This window comes from Bacteroidota bacterium (assembly GCA_016706865.1).
Lineage (GTDB): Bacteria > Bacteroidota > Bacteroidia > Chitinophagales > BACL12 > UBA7236.
The window spans coordinates 746,670-767,405 of record JADJIS010000003.1 but is presented as its reverse complement, the minus strand read 5'-3'; the positions used below and the strand labels follow the sequence as shown (position 1 = coordinate 767,405).

The 20,736-nt window shown below is 35.7% G+C and carries 15 protein-coding genes and 1 riboswitch; of the genes, 1 reads left to right on the top strand and 14 read right to left on the bottom strand.

The annotated features are described in order from the left end of the window. From IPI31_12770 to IPI31_12740, 7 genes are all read right to left on the bottom strand, one after another. Positions 1 to 792 carry an ABC transporter ATP-binding protein gene (locus tag IPI31_12770; protein MBK7568686.1) on the bottom strand — a complete coding sequence of 264 codons (792 nt, stop codon included), beginning with the start codon at positions 790 to 792 and terminating at the stop codon, positions 1 to 3. Further along, positions 789 to 1,814 carry an iron ABC transporter permease gene (locus tag IPI31_12765; protein MBK7568685.1) on the bottom strand — a complete coding sequence of 342 codons (1,026 nt, stop codon included), beginning with the start codon at positions 1,812 to 1,814 and terminating at the stop codon, positions 789 to 791. The genes IPI31_12770 and IPI31_12765 overlap by 4 nt, the downstream gene beginning before the upstream one ends. Further along, positions 1,811 to 2,953, bottom strand: coding sequence for an ABC transporter substrate-binding protein (locus tag IPI31_12760; GenBank protein ID MBK7568684.1), 1,143 nt, complete (start codon positions 2,951 to 2,953; stop codon positions 1,811 to 1,813). Before IPI31_12760 ends, IPI31_12765 begins: the two co-directional genes overlap by 4 nt. A 68-nt stretch (positions 2,954 to 3,021) precedes the next feature. Then, positions 3,022 to 4,305 (bottom strand): T9SS type A sorting domain-containing protein, encoded by a 1,284-nt coding sequence (locus tag IPI31_12755; protein ID MBK7568683.1) that lies wholly within the window; start codon positions 4,303 to 4,305, stop codon positions 3,022 to 3,024. Between the two features lie 148 nt (positions 4,306 to 4,453). Beyond that, positions 4,454 to 4,666: riboswitch (cobalamin riboswitch) on the bottom strand. A gap of 688 nt (positions 4,667 to 5,354) precedes the next feature. After that, a complete protein-coding gene (locus IPI31_12750) occupies positions 5,355 to 5,849 on the bottom strand; it encodes a hypothetical protein (GenBank protein MBK7568682.1) in 495 nt (164 codons plus the stop codon). Positions 5,850 to 5,998: 149 nt separating this feature from the next. Then, positions 5,999 to 8,260, bottom strand: coding sequence for a right-handed parallel beta-helix repeat-containing protein (locus IPI31_12745; protein ID MBK7568681.1), 2,262 nt, complete (start codon positions 8,258 to 8,260; stop codon positions 5,999 to 6,001). A gap of 90 nt (positions 8,261 to 8,350) precedes the next feature. Continuing rightward, positions 8,351 to 9,109 carry a DUF4476 domain-containing protein gene (locus IPI31_12740; protein ID MBK7568680.1) on the bottom strand — a complete coding sequence of 253 codons (759 nt, stop codon included), beginning with the start codon at positions 9,107 to 9,109 and terminating at the stop codon, positions 8,351 to 8,353. A 1,180-nt stretch (positions 9,110 to 10,289) separates the two neighbouring features. Here IPI31_12740 and IPI31_12735 point away from each other — a divergent pair. Further along, a complete protein-coding gene (locus tag IPI31_12735) occupies positions 10,290 to 12,215 on the top strand; it encodes a DNA primase (protein MBK7568679.1) in 1,926 nt (641 codons plus the stop codon). Between the two features lie 6 nt (positions 12,216 to 12,221). Here the strand turns inward: IPI31_12735 and IPI31_12730 are convergent, their stop codons facing one another. From IPI31_12730 to IPI31_12700, 7 genes are all read right to left on the bottom strand, one after another. Next, on the bottom strand, positions 12,222 to 12,512 hold the full coding sequence (locus IPI31_12730; protein MBK7568678.1) for a hypothetical protein: 291 nt from the start codon (positions 12,510 to 12,512) through the stop codon (positions 12,222 to 12,224). A gap of 67 nt (positions 12,513 to 12,579) precedes the next feature. Continuing rightward, positions 12,580 to 14,829: a gliding motility-associated C-terminal domain-containing protein gene (locus IPI31_12725; protein MBK7568677.1), complete on the bottom strand. Its 2,250-nt coding sequence runs from the start codon at positions 14,827 to 14,829 to the stop codon at positions 12,580 to 12,582. A 123-nt stretch (positions 14,830 to 14,952) separates the two neighbouring features. Beyond that, positions 14,953 to 17,220, bottom strand: coding sequence for a TonB-dependent receptor (locus IPI31_12720; GenBank protein MBK7568676.1), 2,268 nt, complete (start codon positions 17,218 to 17,220; stop codon positions 14,953 to 14,955). A gap of 158 nt (positions 17,221 to 17,378) precedes the next feature. After that, positions 17,379 to 17,870 carry a DinB family protein gene (locus IPI31_12715; protein ID MBK7568675.1) on the bottom strand — a complete coding sequence of 164 codons (492 nt, stop codon included), beginning with the start codon at positions 17,868 to 17,870 and terminating at the stop codon, positions 17,379 to 17,381. Positions 17,871 to 18,180: 310 nt separating this feature from the next. Next, a complete protein-coding gene (locus tag IPI31_12710) occupies positions 18,181 to 19,122 on the bottom strand; it encodes a YafY family transcriptional regulator (protein MBK7568674.1) in 942 nt (313 codons plus the stop codon). Between the two features lie 640 nt (positions 19,123 to 19,762). Beyond that, entirely contained in the window at positions 19,763 to 20,224 is a 462-nt protein-coding gene (gene tnpA, locus IPI31_12705; GenBank protein ID MBK7568673.1) for an IS200/IS605 family transposase, read from the bottom strand. Positions 20,225 to 20,268: 44 nt separating this feature from the next. Continuing rightward, positions 20,269 to 20,730, bottom strand: a complete 462-nt coding sequence (locus IPI31_12700; protein MBK7568672.1) for a nuclear transport factor 2 family protein — start codon at positions 20,728 to 20,730, stop codon at positions 20,269 to 20,271. Positions 20,731 to 20,736 lie beyond the last annotated feature (6 nt).

Below are 20,736 nucleotides of genomic sequence, written 5' to 3'. Positions count from 1 at the left end.
TTAATAACGAAGATTCGTTTCAAATTTGCGATTTACTGCATCGAATTTGAAGTTAGGAGCATTAAAAAAATACTCAAATTGTTTATTGTCAATTAGCGATTGTGTCTCTCCGAAAATATATTCCCCTTTATGATTTAAAAGGATACAATAGTCAGCAATTTGAAGAGCCAGATCTAATTCATGGGAAGCAAATAAAATTGTTTTGTTTTGAGTTCTTAATTTTTTAATTCGCGAAAATATTTCCACTTTATTCATTATATCAAGATGGGAAGTAGGTTCATCTAATATTATTACCGGTGTTTCCTGAATCAACACTCTGGCTATCATAACCTTTTGCATTTCCCCGTCGCTGAGTTGATAAATAGGTCGGTTTACAAATCCTTCTAAGTTAAACTCTGTAATAACATCATCTATTATCCTTTTATCCTCCTGTTGAAGCACATGCATAAATCCGGTATAAGGCGCTCTTGCCATATATAAAACTTCGCGTACGGTTAGCGATTGCAATAATTCTCCCCTACCTGATAAAACGATGCCTAGTTGTTTTGCGAGTGCTTCTGCTGAATAATGTTGAATTGATTTTTCATTCAATAAAACTGAACCTGAAATTATTTTCTGTAATCCGGCAATGCTGCGCAATAATGAGGATTTTCCTGTTCCGTTCAATCCGAGCAAGGCAACAATATTATTTTCAGGTATTCCGAAATTAATATCCCGCAACAATATATTTTTTCCATATCCAATGGAAACATCTTTTAATTGTATAATATTTTTGTATTCTGTCTCTGTCAAAATAATCGTTTCATATGTTGATTTTTCCAAAGAATATAAATAATAAAGGGTGCACCCATAAAGGCGGTGATAGAGTTTAATGGCAATATTCCCGAATCACCACTTACAAGTGTCAGCATATCGCATATCAGCAAAATAATGATCCCGCATAAAACAGATGCCGGAATTAAAATATAATGATCATTTGTCCGGAACAACATTCTCGCGAGATGGGGAACTGCAATTCCAACAAAAGCAATAGGTCCGCAAAAAGCTGTGATACTTCCTGTTAAGAGCGCTGTCAAAAAGATAATTACATATTTAATTTGTTGAAGATTTAATCCAAGGCTTTTCGCATAATTTTCTCCCAGCAACAATAGATTTAATTTTTTAGCGAAAAACAAAGATGTTATCACACCAATTATTACAAAGGGTGTCAACAAATACAATTGCGACCAGGTAACGCCACCCAAACTTCCGAATGTCCAGAGTATGAATAATTTTAAAGCTCCTTTTTCGCTGTAATATTGCAAAATTCCAACCACGGCACTTATTGCCATTCCAAACATTAATCCGAAGATGAGCAGAGTAATGCTGTCTTTTATTTTATATGCAACTGCAAGTATTATCAATAACATAATTGCGGATCCGAGAATGGCCGCAATAATGATAGTATAACTGTTATAAGCAGCGACTGAAAATATTGTTCCTGCAGATAACATCACAATTGCCACAAACAAACTCGCTCCTGCGGAAACACCCAGTATATCAGGACCTGCGACTGGATTTCTGAAATAGGTTTGCATCATTAATCCTGCAATAGGCAAAGCTGCACCTGCAAGTACTGCAGTAATTGCTTTTGGCAATCGGGATTGTAATAAAATAACGGAAGAAGCGGAATCACGATCGTTATTATTAAATAAAATACCCAAAATTTCCGACAACGGAATATGAACGGGACCAGTAATAATATCCCACAAAAAAATAATTACGGCGATAATAAAAAGTGAAATAAATAATAATATGGTAGATTGTTTTTTCACTCCAGATGTTTATAGTATACAAAGGAATGATCCGCCATTAATTCAGGATGAAATATTTTCACCAGATCCTGCAACACAACCTGCGGTGCAAAAACGGCACTTTCCCAATAATCGTTTCCACCATAACTATTTACCCTGTTATTATTATTATATACTTCTTCTTTGCGGTAAGCATTAAAATAATTGAATCGGATATCCATATTCACCATATCCTGCAAAGTTTCTGAAGCACCCGGATGCAGCCATACGTCAGCATCCTTAGCTTTATTAATCACATCCTCAAAAGAAACAGGAAAATTCCCGGTTTTATCATCTGTATTCCAGATATAATCAGCACCTGCATCCTTTAAAAATGTCGCAGCAAAACTTTTTCCACCCGGCACGGTCCACTCACCTTTAAATGCGGTTCCGGTAAATACCGTTGGTTTATTTTGGATGGTATCGGTCAATTTTTTTATAGCCAAATATTCTGTTTCAACTACAGTAAATAAATTTTTTGCTTCGGGTAATTTATCAAAAAAGGTTGCGACAAATTTGATCCATTCTGCTTGTCCGAGAGGTGTTAATTCCAGATATTCATTATTTAAAACCGGTTTAAGTTTTAATGATCTCATTTTATCAAATTGATCATATGTGGGATTGCCGCTGTTATATGCCATAATGATATCAGGTTGCAATAACACAAGCTCTTCCACATTTATTCCACCTTCAGTTCCGATATCCTGAATATGATCATCCAATACAAGTTGATTTATCTTTTCAGAATATATATATTTTACTCCACTAAAAGCGATCAATTTATCTTCCACATGTAATGCTTCCAAAAATGGCAAATGAGTTGTAGATAAACTTGCTAGATCATTAATTGGGATGTGAATATATTCTATACCTTCTGATTTTACCGCGGGCTCATCATTTCTATATAAATAATATTGCTGAATAATTCTTGCAGAGTCCAGAGGATCTACAACAGATACCAGATAATGATCAGTATGTTCAGTTATTGTAAAACCTTTTGCATAATGTATATCTACCCGTACGCCAGTTTCGTCTGAATTTTGCTCTCTTTTAACATCCTTACAGGATATAAAGAATAACATCAATATCAGAGTGAAAGTATATGAAGTGGAATTAAACATTTAACAAGGTTGAATATTAAAAGATCCGGAATTAAAGTATGGTGATACTCTAATACCGGACCGGAAACTTATATTTTTGAAATGATCTGTGTTTGTGTATTTGTATCAGTGGTTATAGAAATTAAATAACTTCCGAAAGTCAGATCTTTAATTTCTGCTGTAAAGTTTGCGGAATTTACGTCATTATATTCCATTAATTTTTTTCCTGTCATGTCGGTGATAATTACAAATTTAATTGGAGTTGCAGCGTTGATCATAACCTTATCAGCAGTTGGATTTGGGTAAAGGGATATATTAATTTCCTCAACATTATTTATTCCCGTAGAAGTGCGCACATCAAAAGCAAAGTTTCCCGGTGAAACACTTACATCGAAGGAGTTTACTAATATACCATCTCCGTCAAAAATATTTACTTTACCATAACTGAAATAATCTGTCTCTGAGCTGTAGGTAAGATCATTAATATCATCAAATTCCAAAGCGTAAAAACTAACACCATATTCATTCTCGCTAATGATAGCACCCGAAACAGGATCAAATTTACTAAGTGTGGTACCAAACATTTCCTGATAATAAATACTGCCATCAACAAATGCTGAAGTTCCGCATCCGGAGGAAATATTTTCAAGATCAGTTGTTACAATATCCCCCGAAATAATTTTATAAGCAGATACTGAACTACCTGTAAAATCTTTATTGTTCAGGGTGTAAATATTAGCACCATCCAACATTAAATTATCTGGATTAATGCCATTTGCACCAAGATCTACAAGATTGTTAAGCGTCTCGCCTGCAAGGTCAATTTCCGCTATCATACCAACTTCCAATCCGAAATTAAATCCGTTATTTACTGCAATATATGCGATACCATCTTTAATAGCAACACCTTCTGTAGTATAATTAAGTTCTGCATTGGAAATTTCAAATTCAAGGGCCAAGGTAGATTTATTATATACTTGAATGTAGGAATCAAAAGACATCAAATATTCACCGCGGGTTACAACAATATAATTATCATCCACGGCAATTTTTCTGATACCGGGAATTTCAATGGTATTTACCAGTTCATCCGTAAAAAGATCGTATTGCAGCAGATATTTATCCGCAGCAATATAATAACTGCTTTCATCCAAAATAATATCTGAAGCAAAACGCGCATTTTCTATCTCATCAAGCATTGTATAAATGTTTGTTTCAGGATCGTAAGCACCGACAGAAACCGGAGTTAATATTTCTCCCGAAAAATAATCGAAGTAACCTTCATTAAGAATAAGAACTCTCTCCACATAAGATTGAGCCACCAGCGACGTTGTAATAAAACTGATAATTAAAGCGTAAGTAATTTTTTTCATATTGGTTGATTTTTAAGTAATTAAAATATATTTTAATAAAAGCATTATTATCCATTGGATCAATAACATAAGAGACTTAACACAAAATAGCATACACAATGAATACAGATATTAATCTGAACACATCATTCACTTTTGCCCCAAAAGTTTTGATCGTGCAATTACAGGCAGGTCTTCTGACTATTCCGCCTTTTGATTTGCCTTCCCATCAGCCGAGGCGGACAGTGGCAATGAAGTATCAAAAGTTTTAAGCACAGGCTGCGGATTTACAGCAGTGGGGACTGTTCCGGATTCTCACCGGATTCCCTCTTAGGATGGAACTAAAAAAGCAGTTACATCAACCTAATTTGCATTACAAAATTACTAAACAGAATGGTATCCAATAACATTAAATAAAAAAATTATGCACATTCATAAAACAAAACACAATAATTTAACTGTATAGGCGTTTTACCTCTGTCTTGTCGCAGAGACGTTCAAGTAAGAAAAGGCGCTGCGCCCCAGGGGTGCGGCGTCCTTATGTTTTAAGGGGGTATAGTTACGATTACAATACAGAAGGTAAAATAATTCTAATTCTCACAATTACCCTTATCCTATATTTACAATTGGAAATATCGTTTTAGTATAACATTTATTGTTATAGTGTAAGGATTTATTGAATCAATCCTTACATCGAAAGTTTGTCTTACCGGATTTAACCGTTGAGCTGGAATTCGCAGTTTCAATATGCCATCCCTACGGGATTAATGTATTATTCTTAATCTTAATCCTACCGATATTTCGTCCCTACAGGACTGATTTTAATCCAACAAACTAATATAATTAATGGGTTGTGACACATTAAATTTAACAAAAGTGTCGTCCTCCGCCGAAATGACATATTAAGTCCCCTAAATTCTAAAATTTCACGTAAGTACCGTAGGCATGACATATTGGTAGCCGAAAAAATAATATGACCCCCAAGTGCCGTAGGCATGATATATTAAAAACTTCAATGAGGAAAAAAAATTAAGGGGATCACCAGACATTAAAGATGTCAACAGAGCAAATCAAACATCAAACAATAACCACACAAGATAGAATGAAGATAACACCCCGATTACTCCTATAATGATATAATTAGCAAGGGCGAATTTTTCTCCTTTGAATTTTTTAGGGTCGGCTTTAATTTTTTTCCAACCGATGGCAGTTACAAAGGCGCAACCTGCAAGTAACAAAGCTGCGGCGGCAAATAAGATAGGCGCCCCAAAAATACCCGCTACCGCAGCACCCAAACCCGCAACAGCTAAACCGGTTCCTGCTACAACAAGTGGTTCTAATTTAGGCTCCACTTCGGTGCTATCTTTTTCGTCTTTAATAGGTGGAGAAATGATCAGATCAAAAGTTTCGGATCCTCTGTTTGTTCCAACCTTCACAATACTTTCAGCGTAAAATATTGGTTCTTGTATGGACGCATATTCTTCCTGAAAGTTGGGAGTATAGCCCGATGGTTGTCTTGTATCCAGGTTTTCCACTAATCCTGAATGCACCTGTGAAGAGTACACATTGTTATTACCCAAGCCCACAGAATCCTGATTAACTGCACATCGAGAAAACATTAAAATCAGGGGTAAAACGAGCAAATAGTATCTTTTCACAGTGTTTTTGGTTGGTTAACGGGCAAAAATATAAATTATTGTGCTGTTTTAAGGTACTATTCCAGTATCAGTTTTTGAATTGATCGGAAATCACCTGATATAATTTCTACAAAATAAACCCCCTTACTAAATGTTGGGTCGATAGAAACTGCACCTTCCAACAAATTTAAATCTGCGGCCATTACAAGTTCACCTGTAAGAGAATAAATATTTAACAATGCTTTCTCCTTCATTTCTTCCCCCACATAAATTGTAAATTCGTCTGTGGCTGGATTTGGATAAATGGTGAAAGCTGATGTTATTCCTTCCCGCATTCCCACTCCCACTTCAGCAATAATACTATTGATACAATTATGCGCATCCTTCACCAAAATAGTATAAACCCCCGCGCTCATTCCGATAAATTTTTTGGATGTCTGCCAACTTAAACCACCATTTTTTGAATATTGTTTTGCACCAAATCCACCACTGCTGTTTACTGTAATTTTTCCATTCGATGCACCGGCAACAGTTTCATTTACAATTCCCGTAATTGAAATATTTAATAATGGATCTTGAGTTATTATTAAATTATTTATTACGGTTTCAGCACATGCATCCGTAATTCTCACTTTATAATTTCCTGCACAAAGATCGTTAACGGGACCGGGATACAACATCCACGGCAAGCCTGATGGTTTATATTCTATAGTATAAGATCCACAACCTCCAATACCATTTAAAGTGAGTATTCCATTACAGGAACCATAACAAGTAACCGGAGTAATTAGGGATGATATTGAAAGAGGAGAGATTGAACTTTCATCACTTCCAATATCTACAATAAAATTCGCAACCCGAATTTCAGCATCCATATCAAGATCAGTAATATCTAATGGACCATCATCATAGGTCGGGTCTCCAGCATTAATACATGGCGAACCGGGTAATAAATGAAAATCAGGTGCCAAAATATCAACCATCAAAGGGTCTGTAAAAATTGATTCATTGTCTTCTCCGGTTGCTGATCTAAAATTTTCAAATCCAACAATATAATTATTATCAAAAAAGAATTTCGCAACTGAAGCACCGGCGGGAAAATAAAATAAATTATAATTATAGCTATTATTAAAGGTAAGGTCGGTGGTTTCTGCATTAACCATCCATGCATTTGTTGAAGTATAAAAGATATTATTTTTTACAATACAATTTAAGGCATATTGCACCCATAATTGTCCGAATCCGATATTTAATATGTCATTGTCAAAAACGGTATTTCCTGTAAAAGTGCAATTTTGCACCATTCCTGTAGATGGAAAATCATACCCGCCAAACCCAAGTCCGGCCTTTTCATTTTTGTATATGATATTATTTCTAACAGTAATATTTTCTGCAATAAATCCCTGATTTTCGCAACCGATCTCCAGACCAACATCACTTCCAGTTATCGTATTATTTTCCACTATAATATCTTTTCCTCCATCAACATAAACACCGGCAGCATATCCTCCACCGTAAATGGAGTTTGCATCTATAACTGTATTTCCCTTACATACTCCATTTCTTGCAAAATTCACTGCATCATTGGTATTCACCCAATCCTCCCCTCCTATCATTACAATACCGATGTTATTAATATCTTCCAATAAATTATTTGAGATCAAAAATCCGTTGATATTTCCATTTAAAGCAATTCCCTCACTAGGTGCGGGTTCTACGGTTTGTAAATGATTATCGGAAACTGTAATATTGGAAAATGGAGTAACAACATGAGATCCTACAAATAAAATACCTGCAGCATTAAATCCCATGAGATCATGCATATAATTGTTTTGAATTAAAATATTATCTCCACTTCCTTCGCATAAAATGGCATAACTTTCATCACAATTTGTTCCATAAAATTCGCAATTAGTTATTTCGATATTACTGCAACTTCCATAAAGATTAATTATGGGTTGATAAGAACCATTATGACCAGTAAATTTTAGTCCGTCTATTTTGATGTAATTTTTATTTTCGATATACATTAGCGATTGGTTGTTGCCAATAGTACTACCTTCTAGTATCACAACATCACTGTTATAATTTTGCAGAGTGATATAATTTCCCGCCACTCCCCCATCGTTCCAGCTCAGCTTACCGGTATAAGTTCCGGCCATTACATGCAGAATATCTCCATCGTTGGCCTGATTAAGTGCATACTGTATTGTTTTCCAGGGTGATATTGTCGAAGTTCCTGAATTTGCATTATTACCCGCGGGAGAGATATAATAATTTGTTGCATTTACAACTACAATTATTTGAATTGCAAACAAAAAAATCAGCGCTTTTTTCATATTCATGAATTATCGCACCAAATTAGCATAAATTTAAATAAAAAAACCTCCGGTGAAATTAATCGCCGGAGGCCACCTATTCATACTTGATCAACGAACTGTAAGAATATATTTACTTAGAGATTCCACGCTGCTGCTATACCAGAATTCTTTGTTAACCAGATAATAATCTGATTTGTCGAGTACTTTTGAATATGCGCTTTTCGCCAGTTCCAATTTGGTATCTTCGTACCACATTGTATTCATCATTCGTGCAACCTGTGCAGTGGTGAACCAATTACTTTGCAAAGCTTGTTGTGCAACCTGCAATTTGGAATCGTCGTACCACTGATCTTCTATCACATCCAAGAGTTGTTTAAATGCAGGTTCCTGCATAATGATGGGAGCATTGTAATAATTTTCGTGTTGATGAACAACAGGCTGACAATAAGGATCATAAGGCTCATAATATGGCTCCGTATAAGTCATTAATTGTTGCACATTCTTAATATAAAACCTTCCAAAATTATCAACCACAGCACTTATAAGGGAAGATGGTTTAATATATACATTTCCGGAATAAATTTTTACTCTTTGTGTATTGGAATAATATCCGCTGTGCTGAATTTTTTCAGTGAATATTTCCACAAAGTGATTTCCTGCAGGAATATTATTTAAAGAAAACTTTTTAACCGGACTTCCGAAATATTCTCCATCCAATGAAACAGTCATGAAACCGTTTCCCGTTAATTTAATTTCAAATGTTGATGCATTATACAAATTGTAATCGTAAGCATGGGGAGGGTACGCGAATACACTTTGCAAATTAAATAACATTACAATCATTAGTTTAGGTAGTACATTTTTCATAATTCCTCCTTTTTTATATGGTGAATTCCACAATCATGCCAAAAAGAGACCTAGGACATAGGACATAGGAAGTAGGACAGCTAATTACAGAATGAAGAATTATTTTCTCAAAATTAAATTCTAACCCGAAGCATAATCTTTTAGCTTACTACACTCATTACTCATAACTCATAACTCATAACTCATGGAAAGGGAAGTAGGAAATAGGACATAGGAAATAGGACTTGCTATAATTACAGAATGAAGAATTATTTTCTCCAAATTAAATACTAAACCCGAAGCAAAATCTTTTGGCTTTCGATACTCATAACTCATGGAAAGGGAAATAAGAAATAGGACATAGGAAATAGGACATAGGAAGTAGGACTTGCTATAATTACAGAATGAAGAATTATTTTCTCCAAATTAAATTCTAAATCGAAGCATCATCATTTGGCTTACTACACTCATAACTCATTACTCATTACTCATTGAAAGGGAAGTAGGAAATAGGACATAGGAAGTAGGACTTGCTTACAATTACATAATGAAGAATTATTTTCTCCAAATTAAATACTAAACCCGAAGCGTGATCTTTTGGTTTTCGACACTCATAACTCATGGAAAGGGAGGTAGGAAGTAGGACTTGCTTACAATTACATAATGAAGAATTATTTTCTCCAAATTAAATACTAAACCCGAAGCATGATCTTTTGGTTTTCGACACTCATAACTCATGGAAAGGGAAATAAGAAATAGGACATAGGAAATAGGAAGTAGGACTTGCTATAATTACAGAATGAAGAATTATTTTCTCCAAATTAAATTCTAAATCGAAGCATCATCATTTGGCTTACTACACTCATAACTCATTACTCATTACTCATTACTCATTGAAAGGGAAGTAGGAAATAGGACATAGGAAGTAGGACTTGCTTACAATTACATAATGAAGAATTATTTTCTCCAAATTAAATACTAAACCCGAAGCATGATCTTTTGGTTTTCGACACTTATAACTCATGGAAAGGGAGGTAGGAAATAGGACATAGGAAGTAGGACTTGCTTACAATTACATAATGAAGAATTATTTTCTCCAAATTAAATACTAAACCCGAAGCATGATCTTTTGGTTTTCGACACTCATAACTCATTACTCATTACTCCTAAAAGTGAACTGATTTCTGTTTACTTTTGCACTGTGATTTCTAAGGAGACGATTGCCAAAATAGTTGATGCTACTCGTATTGAGGAGGTTGTAGGGGATTTTGTGCAGTTGAAACGCAGGGGTGTTAACCTTATAGGTGTTTGTCCCTTTCACAACGAAAAAACTCCTTCCTTCACAGTTTCCATCCCAAAAGGTATTTATAAATGTTTTGGATGCGGTAAGGCCGGAAACTCCATTTCTTTTATTATGGAGCATGAACATTTCACTTATCGTGAGGCTCTTAAATATCTGGCAGTTAAATATAATATTGAGGTTGAAGAAAAAGAACGCACTAATGAGGAATTAGTGGAGGAGAGCCGAAAAGAGAGTTTATATATTATTAATAGTTACGCACAAAATTATTTCTCCGATTATTTATTGAATAACGAAGAAGGCAAAAATATTGGTTTGAGTTATTTTGTAGAAAGGGGATTACGTCCTGAAACAATAGAAACATTCAAATTGGGTTATTGCCCTGCAGAAGGAGATATTTTTACAAAAAATGCAATTAGTGCAGGTTATAAAACAGAATTATTACAACAATTAGGATTAACCACACAATACAATAAAGATTTTTTCAGGGGGAGGATATTATTTCCGATTCACAGTGTAAGCGGAAAGGTTTTGGGATTTGGGGGAAGAACGTTAAGTGCAGATAAAAAAATTCCCAAATATATCAACTCTCCGGAAACAGAAATTTATTTTAAGAGTAAGATCGTATATGGAATTTACCAGGCGAGAAAGGCTATAACACAACACAATGAGTGTTATTTGGTGGAAGGATATATGGATGTGATCTCCTTATTTCAAAGTGGAATAGAAAATGTGGTAGCTTCTTCGGGAACATCACTTACTCAGGATCAGGTAAGATTAATAAAACGTTATACTTCTAATCTCACAATTTTATATGATGGAGATAGTGCAGGAGTAAAAGCAGCTATTCGCGGATTGGAAATTGCTCTTGAGGAAGGCGTAAACGTAAAAGTAGTTTTATTTCCTGCGGAGGATGATCCGGATACTTACGTGCAAAAATTGGGAGCCGACGGTTTCATTAAATATATTTCCGACAATAAAAAAGATCTTATCACCCTTAAAACAGATCTTTATTTAGAGGAAGCTAAAGGCGATCCTGTAAAAATTGCGGGAATCATTAAAGATATTGTTCAGAGTATTTCACTTATCCCCGACTCCATTGTTAGAAGTTTATATCTAAAACAAACTTCCAGAGCATTAAATGTAGAAGAACATTTATTGATCTCTGAGGTAAATAAAATTTTACGACAAAAGGCTTCCAATAAATTACATCCCGGCGATAAGGCATCCTATGAATCGCAACCGGATGTTCCGTTAATAAAAGAAACGAAAGTATTTACCTTCCATTTAGATGAGCCACAGGAGCGCGATATTGTTAGATTATTATTGGAGAATAGCAATTTTGAAGTAGAGGGAGAAAATGCCATAGCACGTATCCTGCGCAATTTAACGGATGTTGAAATTGAAAACGGTGTTTATAAAAAAATAATAGACGAATACAGAACCTATTACGAACATAACGAATTTTTACCTCAGGTATTTTTTATTTCGCATGAGGATGAGTCAGTTAAAAGTTTGACACTGGATCTTTTGCAATCACCTTATGAATTAAGTGATAACTGGCTTAAAATGCATGATGTTCCCATCACCGAAAAACAATTTCTTGTTCGCAAGGATATCGTGAAATCCATTTCCATGTTGAAATTGAAGAAGATCATTAAAATGAAGTCGGATGTGGACAATAGAATAAAAGAATTACAAGCAGAATCAACGAATAATAATTATGATGAGATCATGCTTTGTCTTCGCGAATCGATGCAATTACAAACTTTTATCAATAAATTATCCAACGATACAGGCACTGTAGTGTTGCCCGTTGTGAAATAAATATCCTTAAGGTCTGAACCAATTTCTCTCCTTTAATTTAAATCCCAGAGTGCGGTAAAGATCAATAATATCTTCCCATTCGGTATCTTCTAAGGGTTTGATAATAGTCCAACTTTCCTCAAACCAACTTTCCTCGTAAACTTCAATTGGTCTGCTCTTGTCCAATGCAAATTCTGTAAGGCCAAGCGCAATCTCTATACAATTAATTGCAGAATTTATCTTGGTATCAAAACGATTTTTCTGCCGATATTCGGTAAGTCTTTTTCTCAATTTTTCGGCAAGTGCAGCTAAGGTCATAAATGATATTCGTGCAAATAGACCTAAAAAGAAGAACTTATCAAAATTAAAAATGCAAAACGAAATATTATCTTAACAAAGTAATACTTCCTGATCGCAAAATTGTAACTCCATTCAACTCGTATTCTATTCTATACACATAAACCCCCATTTCCTGGTCCTTGCCACTTGACGTTCCATCCCATGCAATTGGTCCACTTTCCGTAAAATAGATCAATTGTCCCCAACGGTCGTAAACAGAAAAATGGATAAGTTGTGCCCCGTTTAATATGATATGGTAAATATCATTTATTCCATCGTTATTCGCACTGAATGCATTTGGAATATTCAGATCAACAGAACCTATTACATTCACTGTTACCTCATCCGAAGCCATACATCCATATTCATCCGTGGAAATTAAAAGATAGGTAGTTGTAGAAAAAGGAGTTGCTGTTGGATTTGCACAATCAACACAATTTAAACCATCGGGTGGCGACCATAAATAATTTCCTCCTGAATCACCATGGAGAAAGGAAGAAGAACCGGCATTAATAGTTGTATCATAACCTGCATTTGCAAAATTTTGTATTACGCTAATAAAATCATTAATTGTATCTGAACATCCATATACATCCGTTACTGTATAAATTATTTCAAAGGGTCCACCCACTCCGGACAATTCCGGATCAAAGGTATCATCACTAACTCCGGTGCCGGAATAAATCCCCCCTTCGGGAGTTGCATCCAGAATTATTGGAACGGATTCAAGGCATACAAAATCCTGCAGATTAAAAATTGCAACAGGGTTTTCATGAACAATTAACGTTGTTGTTACTACCGAATCACATCCACCGGCTGCAACAAAATTTGTTATATAGGTTCCGCTTAAAGAAGTTGATGTGCCATCTGGCAGAATATAAGATTCTCCGAAACAAATATCAGCGTCAATAAATGTATTAAATTCAGTTGCCATGGATAAATTTGTGATAATAGTACTATCACATCCTGAAACGGCTGTTAAAATGCTGGTATATGTTCCTGCAACTGTTACAAGTATTCCATCAGGTAAAATATATTCTGCACCGGAACAAATTTCTACATCCACAATTAAAATTATAGGTGATATTGTAGTCAGTGTAGTAGTAATTATAGAATCACATCCTCCTACAGAAATAAGTGTGGTATTATAAATTCCGGCTGTTGTAACAATAATTCCATCCGGTAAAATATAATTTTCTCCTTCACAAATGGAGGTGTCGATAAAGGTGGAAAAAAATGGAAGTACGGTTAAATTTGTGGTAATAGTTGAATCACATCCGGCAATAGTAAATAAATTATTTATGTACGTTCCACTTGTGGAAACGATGGAACCATCAGGTAAAATATAATTTTCTCCTTCACATATTTCTGCGTTTGTAATCTCGTTATAAACAGCTGATAAAAATAAATTAGTAATAATTATGGAATCCGCTCCACCTGCTCCGGTAAGTGTTACAGTATAAGTGCCTGCTGCATTAGTTGTAGTTCCATCTGGCAAGGTATAAAATTCGCCATCACAAATTGTAGTATCAATTAATGTAGTAACAGCATCCGGAATAACCACCATTTCATCAATAAAATAATATGCACCATTTGTTCCAGATGGAGCAAAATCATTAAAAGCAGTAAGCGCATCTGAATAAAAATTTCCTAAAGTGAGTCTGTCATACGCAGCATCAGCAACAAAAGTAAAACTGATCTGTTGCCATTCATCTGTCCAGAAAATACCGGGAATTTCAAAATGTGGTGTACCTCCTATCGGTTCATGATCCACCTGAGTTAATTCACCGGTAGAAAACTTTATCCCAACTCTGTCGCAACCTCCGTTGCAATACCAACCCGACTCTCCATTGGATATCCAAAATGAAATATTATAAGAATTGCCTATTATCATAGGTTCTGTAAAAGGAACCGATAAATATTCCCGGTAATCAGGGGTAGTTTGGTAATAAGTGATCAATCCCATAATTGCATTACCATCATGAGGAGAAAGTGTACCAAAAGTGGAAACAGGAAGATCTACTCCCACTCCTCCGGACGTATGGAGGTAATCCGGACTCGCATAAGGCCAAAGAAATGCACCAAATCCATTCACATTATCCCAATCGTTACATTTATACCACTGACCATAATCGTCGGGTAAAGCCGAATGATTTTCAAAGCTGAAATTGGGAATTATGTTTTGGGCAGTGAGAGATTTGAGGTTTATCAATAGAAAAACCAATGGGACCAACAGGACTGACCTTTTCCACCTTCCAAAATCCGGAATTAAACCATAATGATAAAAACTAATCATTGATGCAAAATTCCATCAGAATAGGATCAATTAAAATGACATTTTACAGCGATTTCCATGATTTAAAGTGAGGAAATATGCTCAGGAAGCCGTATATAATGGAATTAACTAATAATAATTCCGCTATAATTTAACCGCATACCGAACCGTTAAATTTCGCGGAGCCTCCATCATAGCAGGTCGTATGGAGTAATCGCGATTTAATAGATTAGTACAAATGAGAGATATTTCATTGGTCGGATTTATAAGAAAGGCAACACGAATATCCACGATACAATCACCCGTATTATGTTCGTCGCGGTATTGCTGAAGTCCTGGAACAATATAAATAGTAGTTCCCGGAATTATCGGATCTACAAATGCAGCATCAACTGCCTCCATAAAGGAATAATAGTAAACAGTTGTCCCTATTCTGAACTTTTTTATGGTTGATTCCGCATCAAATTTAATGGTGTGTTTAAATCGATACTTGAGCACATTTTCATCTGCGCTTGATAAGGCGTTTTGAAGTGAGTCGAAGTCTTGAAAAGTTGGATTTATATATGTGTAACCTGCAATTAATGTGGTAGGAATATTACCGAATTTCCCTTCTCCAATTACCGATATTTCACCACCAATAATACGTGTTGCACCAATATTTAAACTTTTAAATCCGTAGGGAAAAAATGCTCCTTCATCAGGATAATATCCGAAGGTAAATTCCATCATGTTATTATATTCTGAAATAAATCCGGAAAGATCGACAAAACCCTGCCATGAACTAATTTTCATTCCCTGTTTAATTCCGATCTCACTACTCCAACCTGTTTCTGATGTGAGGTCTGGATTTGGAAATACGCCTAATAAACTTATGGAAGTGGAAATATATTTTTCAGCAATGGTCGGGAAACGATACCCTTGTCCCCAAGATGCTCTTATATACGTAAATTCAGCTGCCTGATAATTTGCTCCTAATCTGAACACAGGACGAGATTCTTTCAATCCGGCTATCTGATTAAATTCATAACGCATTCCGCTGCTGATATTTAATTTATCGAAAAACTTTTTATCAAATTGCAAATAAGCGGCTTCATTACCGGAGGTGAAAGTTGTGTCGCCATATAATTCGGCTACCACTTTTGTAAAACTGCCTACCAAACCCGCAGAAAGTACTGCAGCTATATTTTCAAAATGTTTTTGGTATTGATATTCGCCGTAATAAAGATCGTTGAAATTACTTTGTTCTGTTGTTGCCGTTGCATTGTGGTTGCCGTAATAACGCATTAATAATTTATGCCTGTTACCTTTTTTGTCATAATAATTAAAATAGGGATCTATAGTGATCTTAAATCCCTGATTATAAGTAGCAGTTCCATCAAACGGTATATATAAACCCGAATCTATTCCACTCCAGAAAAAGAAACTTGTGGAGCGATTTATTTGTGCATTTACATTTAATCCTACCGCAAGATTATTATTTATTCTATATCTCGTATTGATATTTGCCCTGCCACGGCGATTGTACATATCTTTAAAATAACTGTTTTGATTATATACATATGCACCTGTAGAAAGATCAAATCTTCCGAACTTTTGCCGATGCGCAAAACTCGCGCCTGCAGTAAATGGGAAATCATCATCCCACCATTTTTGCGCAGTATCTCTGGGTGAAAAATACATTCCATTAAAAAAAGAAAATCTTGTTTCGGGAGTGGATGTTGGATAAGCTGTCCTCACATTAATTATTCCATTTAATGCACTGGAACCATACAAAGCACTGGAAGCGCCTTTAATTATTTCCACCTGCTCAATATTTTCCATGGGAATAAAATCCCAACTCGGAAATGCTGCGTCACCAGTTAAAACCGGAAGATCATCCATTAATAATAATACCCGACTACCTGCGCCAAAACTATATCCCGAACCTCCGCGAATATTTGCCTGACCATCTATCACACAAACTCCCGGCATTCTCTGTAAGGTTTGATCTAATTTAACATCGTTGGTGTTATTAATCAGAGTTTGTTTAATAACATCAATAGAAACTGTTTCTTCCCCCAATTTCTTTTCGAACTTACTTCCACTCACAACCACGGTATTTAAAATACCATTATCGGGCACTAATGAATTATTCAAAACCAATACCTGCCCTGCGCTTATAATAATTTCGTTCGATTGTTTGAGGTAACCAACATAACTTATTGTAAGCGTGTATGTTCCGGCTTCTGATTCAAATTCGAAGGTGCCATCAATTCCAGTTGCCGCTCCGGTTTGATTGCTGAGAAATACCGTTGCACCTATCAAGGGTTCTTGTGTGACAGCATCTGTAATTAATCCTTTAATAACTGCATTTTGCGCATGTGTGAGCTGACAGAGAATAGCAGAAACTACTACAAAAAGGAATCTCCTCATAAATGAAATTGGTTGTGCGGGTTAAAGATAGGAAAAAGGAGAGAGGAGAAAGGAGTAGAGGAGAAAGGAAAAAGGAGTTTAAATTTCCCTAGGAAATTTTAATTCCAGAAACCTCTGGTTTCTGAAACTCCTTTCTCCTCTCTCCTTTCTCCTCTTTCCTACATCTCATCTGCACTTGGTCCATAACTTCCGGGAATTGGAATATTTAAAAGACGCAAAAACACTCCAAGTTGGGCCCTGTGATGCACGATCTGACAAAAAGCCTGGCGAATGGATTCTCCCTTCGTTAATGACATATAAATATCATCACCATTGCGCAAAACCCAATTTTTTTCCAGTTCTGCTTCGGTTGTAGTAGCAAGTGCTTCTTTACCATTTGCAAAAGATTTTTCAAAGGTCTCCATTAGTTTTTCTGTTGAATTAATTACCAAAGGATCGTAAGGATGTTTTGCAAAATCGAGTTCATGGGAATTTAAAGTAAATAATATCCAATCGGGAAGTTCGGCAATGTGGGTTGCGAGAGTTCTGATTGTCATACTTTTTGGATGTGGTTGCCAATCGTATTTGTCATCCGGAATTCTAGATAACATTTTACGGGTTGATTGAGCTTCCTGCTCCATTTCTTTTAATAACATTTTAATTATCGACATAAGTTTAGTTTTTATTTAAATGCAAAGGAAATATAGAGGAATGACAGCAGTATGTCAGTAGGGCGCGAAGCGCGCGATAAGGGACATAGGACATATGACATAGGACATATGACATAGGACATATGACATAGGACATAGGATTTGACAAAGGACAAGGGAAAGGACACAGGACGCAGGATTTGGGACCTTGAGATTTTGGAAATAAGAAATAGGAAAATTTCGCCAGAATTTATGTCCTAAGTCTCTTATATGTCCTATTTCCTACTTCCTATTTCCTACTTCCTACTTCCTATTTCCTACTTCCTATTTCCTACTTCCTCGAAATAAACGTAGCAAGTTTTTTAACAATTAATTTTAATGCGGTTGGTTCTACAATGTCGGCATTATCTCCGAACATGATGAACCAGCGTGCAAATCCTTCGAGTGAGGAGGAGAGAAAGGTCATTTCAATTTTATTGTCAATTTCACGTTCGGCAATAAATCCATTATAATATTTTTGTTCACCGAAGTGAAATAAAATTTCCTTATTTACGAGCATTACAACTTTAAACAATTCCTTTTCCTTTGATTTTTTTTGTAAATATTTTTTTAGGGTTGGATGTTGTTTGCTGTATAATTTTCTAGTTGTTTCCACCTTCGAAATTCTATCGACACGAAAATCGCGATAATCGTTTCTCAGCTGACACCAGGCAACTACATGCCAATGATTTGCCATATGAAAAATGCCGATAGGTTCTATATTTCGCTCTGATGTTTTTTGATCGTGAGCGGCGAAGTAAACTATATTCAGAACTGTTTTTTCTGCAATGGAGGAGAGAAAAATTTGCAATTGATCTTCACCTTTACTTTTTTCCGGCAAATAAGGATTTTTCAAAACCTGAATATGGTCATCGATATTTTCCAAAAATCGTTTTTCAGCATCACCCAACACTGATCTTATTTTATACATAGCAGATTTGTAATTATTTTCCGTACTGCTATCCGTAAATTTTTCGACCAATTTTTCTGCCGTTAAAAAAGCGATCGCTTCTTCTAAGGTAAACATAACAGGAGGTAACTTATATCCTTCCATTAAAGAATATCCAACTCCAGCTTCGCTTCTAATGGGTACTCCAGCCTCATCCAGAGAGCTGATATCCCTATAAACCGTTCTTAAACTGATTCCAAAACGTTTTGCAATTTCCTGTCCCCTTACTATGCGTTTTGATTGTAACTGTATTAAAATTGCGGAAAGACGTTCTATGCGGTTCATTAAATTTTATTGGGTGTCTTTTTTTGCGAAATTACAAAATGCTTATGTTGGGATCGCGTTTACCTCACGGACTAAAGTCAGTGGTTACAAGATGGGTCGTCCCTTCGGGACTGGGGTGTGCGAACCAAGCTCCTCCACCGTTTAGATAGGAAGGTTGGATACATATTTATACTCACGGACTAAAGTCCGTGCTTACAAGATGGGTCGTCCCTTCGGGACTGGGGTTCACAGTGGACTTAAAACAATATTCATAAAACAGATTCTAAATGTAACCCAAAAGCAACCTCCGTAATCTAGATCCGAAGGATCGATCCATCTTGTAAGGAGGGACTTTAGTCCCTCCGAAACATAGGGCAAACAAGGCCACGTCACAGTCTAGATAGGAAGGATCGATCATACTTTATACTCACGGACTAAAGTCCGTGGTTACAAGATAGGTCGTCCCTTCGGGACTGTGATTAGTACTATCCACTAAACTATACTCGAAAAACTTAAATCCCTTCACCATCTAGATCCGAAGGATCGAAACATCTTGTAAGGAGGGACTTCAGTCCCTCCGAAACATACGGAGGCCGTGACCCTCGCCATCTAGATCCGAAGGATCGATACATCTTGTAAATAGGGACTTCGATCACTCAAATTAAATCAAATCCTCAAACAAACAACGCTCATCATATGGAACCTGATATCTATCCAGCATTCTTTTATATTCGGTTTTGAATGTTTGTTTTTTATGATGTTCTTCCTGGTTTTTTATGTATTTAAAAACCCGATCAATGTGTGAAAGGCTATAAGAAAAAACGCCATAGCCTTCCTGCCATTCAAAACGTTTTGCGGTCAGATTTTTGTCGTTGATGTACTTCGAGGATTTTCCTTTTACTGTTTTCATTAGTTCGGAAATCGAAACGGGTGGTTTTAATCCTAAAAAGCAATGAATGTGATCTTCCACACCATTTACAATCAAGGTTTTACAACCTGTTTCATTAATTAAATTTCCAATAACGCCACAAAGTGAAGATTTCCAGGTGTTATGAATTACTGCTTCGCGGTACTTTACCGCAAATACGGTCTGTAAATAGACCTGATGATAGGTACTTGCCATTTTTAAGGGTTTAAACTGTTAAGTAATTATAAATAAAAAATATTCTATCCCATAAATTTAATTAGGTTTTTATTTGCCAATTGTTGCACTTTATTTCTTAGATATTTTGTTCTTCCCAATAATAAACCGGTAAAGCCTAAGGCTTGTTTCGACCATAAAGGGAAACTAAAAGTATCTCGATGATTTATTATTTTTCCATTTTCAAAAATAAATTTAGCGTGAATCTTATTGATAACTTTTTTACCTGTTTTAGAAAAGGTATAGGTTGCAACCCAATTAGCGGAACCCTCTTTTTCATCGGCTTTAACATCGCTGAATTCTAATTGCAGGTCCTTCCCTCCTTTTATAAGCATTTCCCACATTGCTCTCACTTTTTTGGCATCAAGATCAATAAATACCTCGTCGGTAAAAACAGCATTATCTGCATAACATTGTTGCATGGTTTTAAAATCCTTATTTTGAAATGCAGTATAGAATGAATTAATACATTGTTCATTTGCGTTCATACACAA

Bases quoted from the DNA above. Each gene is read 5' to 3' on its own strand.
- IPI31_12760 (MBK7568684.1), bottom strand. From the start codon at position 2,953: ATGTTTAATTCCACTTCATATACTTTCACTCTGATATTGATGTTATTC.
- IPI31_12755 (MBK7568683.1), bottom strand. From the start codon at position 4,305: ATGAAAAAAATTACTTACGCTTTAATTATCAGTTTTATTACAACGTCG.
- IPI31_12745 (MBK7568681.1), bottom strand. From the start codon at position 8,260: ATGAAAAAAGCGCTGATTTTTTTGTTTGCAATTCAAATAATTGTAGTT.
- IPI31_12740 (MBK7568680.1), bottom strand. From the start codon at position 9,109: ATGAAAAATGTACTACCTAAACTAATGATTGTAATGTTATTTAATTTG.
- IPI31_12730 (MBK7568678.1), bottom strand. From the start codon at position 12,512: ATGACCTTAGCTGCACTTGCCGAAAAATTGAGAAAAAGACTTACCGAA.
- IPI31_12725 (MBK7568677.1), bottom strand. From the start codon at position 14,829: ATGATTAGTTTTTATCATTATGGTTTAATTCCGGATTTTGGAAGGTGG.
- IPI31_12720 (MBK7568676.1), bottom strand. From the start codon at position 17,220: ATGAGGAGATTCCTTTTTGTAGTAGTTTCTGCTATTCTCTGTCAGCTC.
- IPI31_12715 (MBK7568675.1), bottom strand. From the start codon at position 17,870: ATGTCGATAATTAAAATGTTATTAAAAGAAATGGAGCAGGAAGCTCAA.
- IPI31_12710 (MBK7568674.1), bottom strand. From the start codon at position 19,122: ATGAACCGCATAGAACGTCTTTCCGCAATTTTAATACAGTTACAATCA.
- tnpA (MBK7568673.1), bottom strand. From the start codon at position 20,224: ATGGCAAGTACCTATCATCAGGTCTATTTACAGACCGTATTTGCGGTA.
- IPI31_12700 (MBK7568672.1), bottom strand. From the start codon at position 20,730: ATGAACGCAAATGAACAATGTATTAATTCATTCTATACTGCATTTCAA.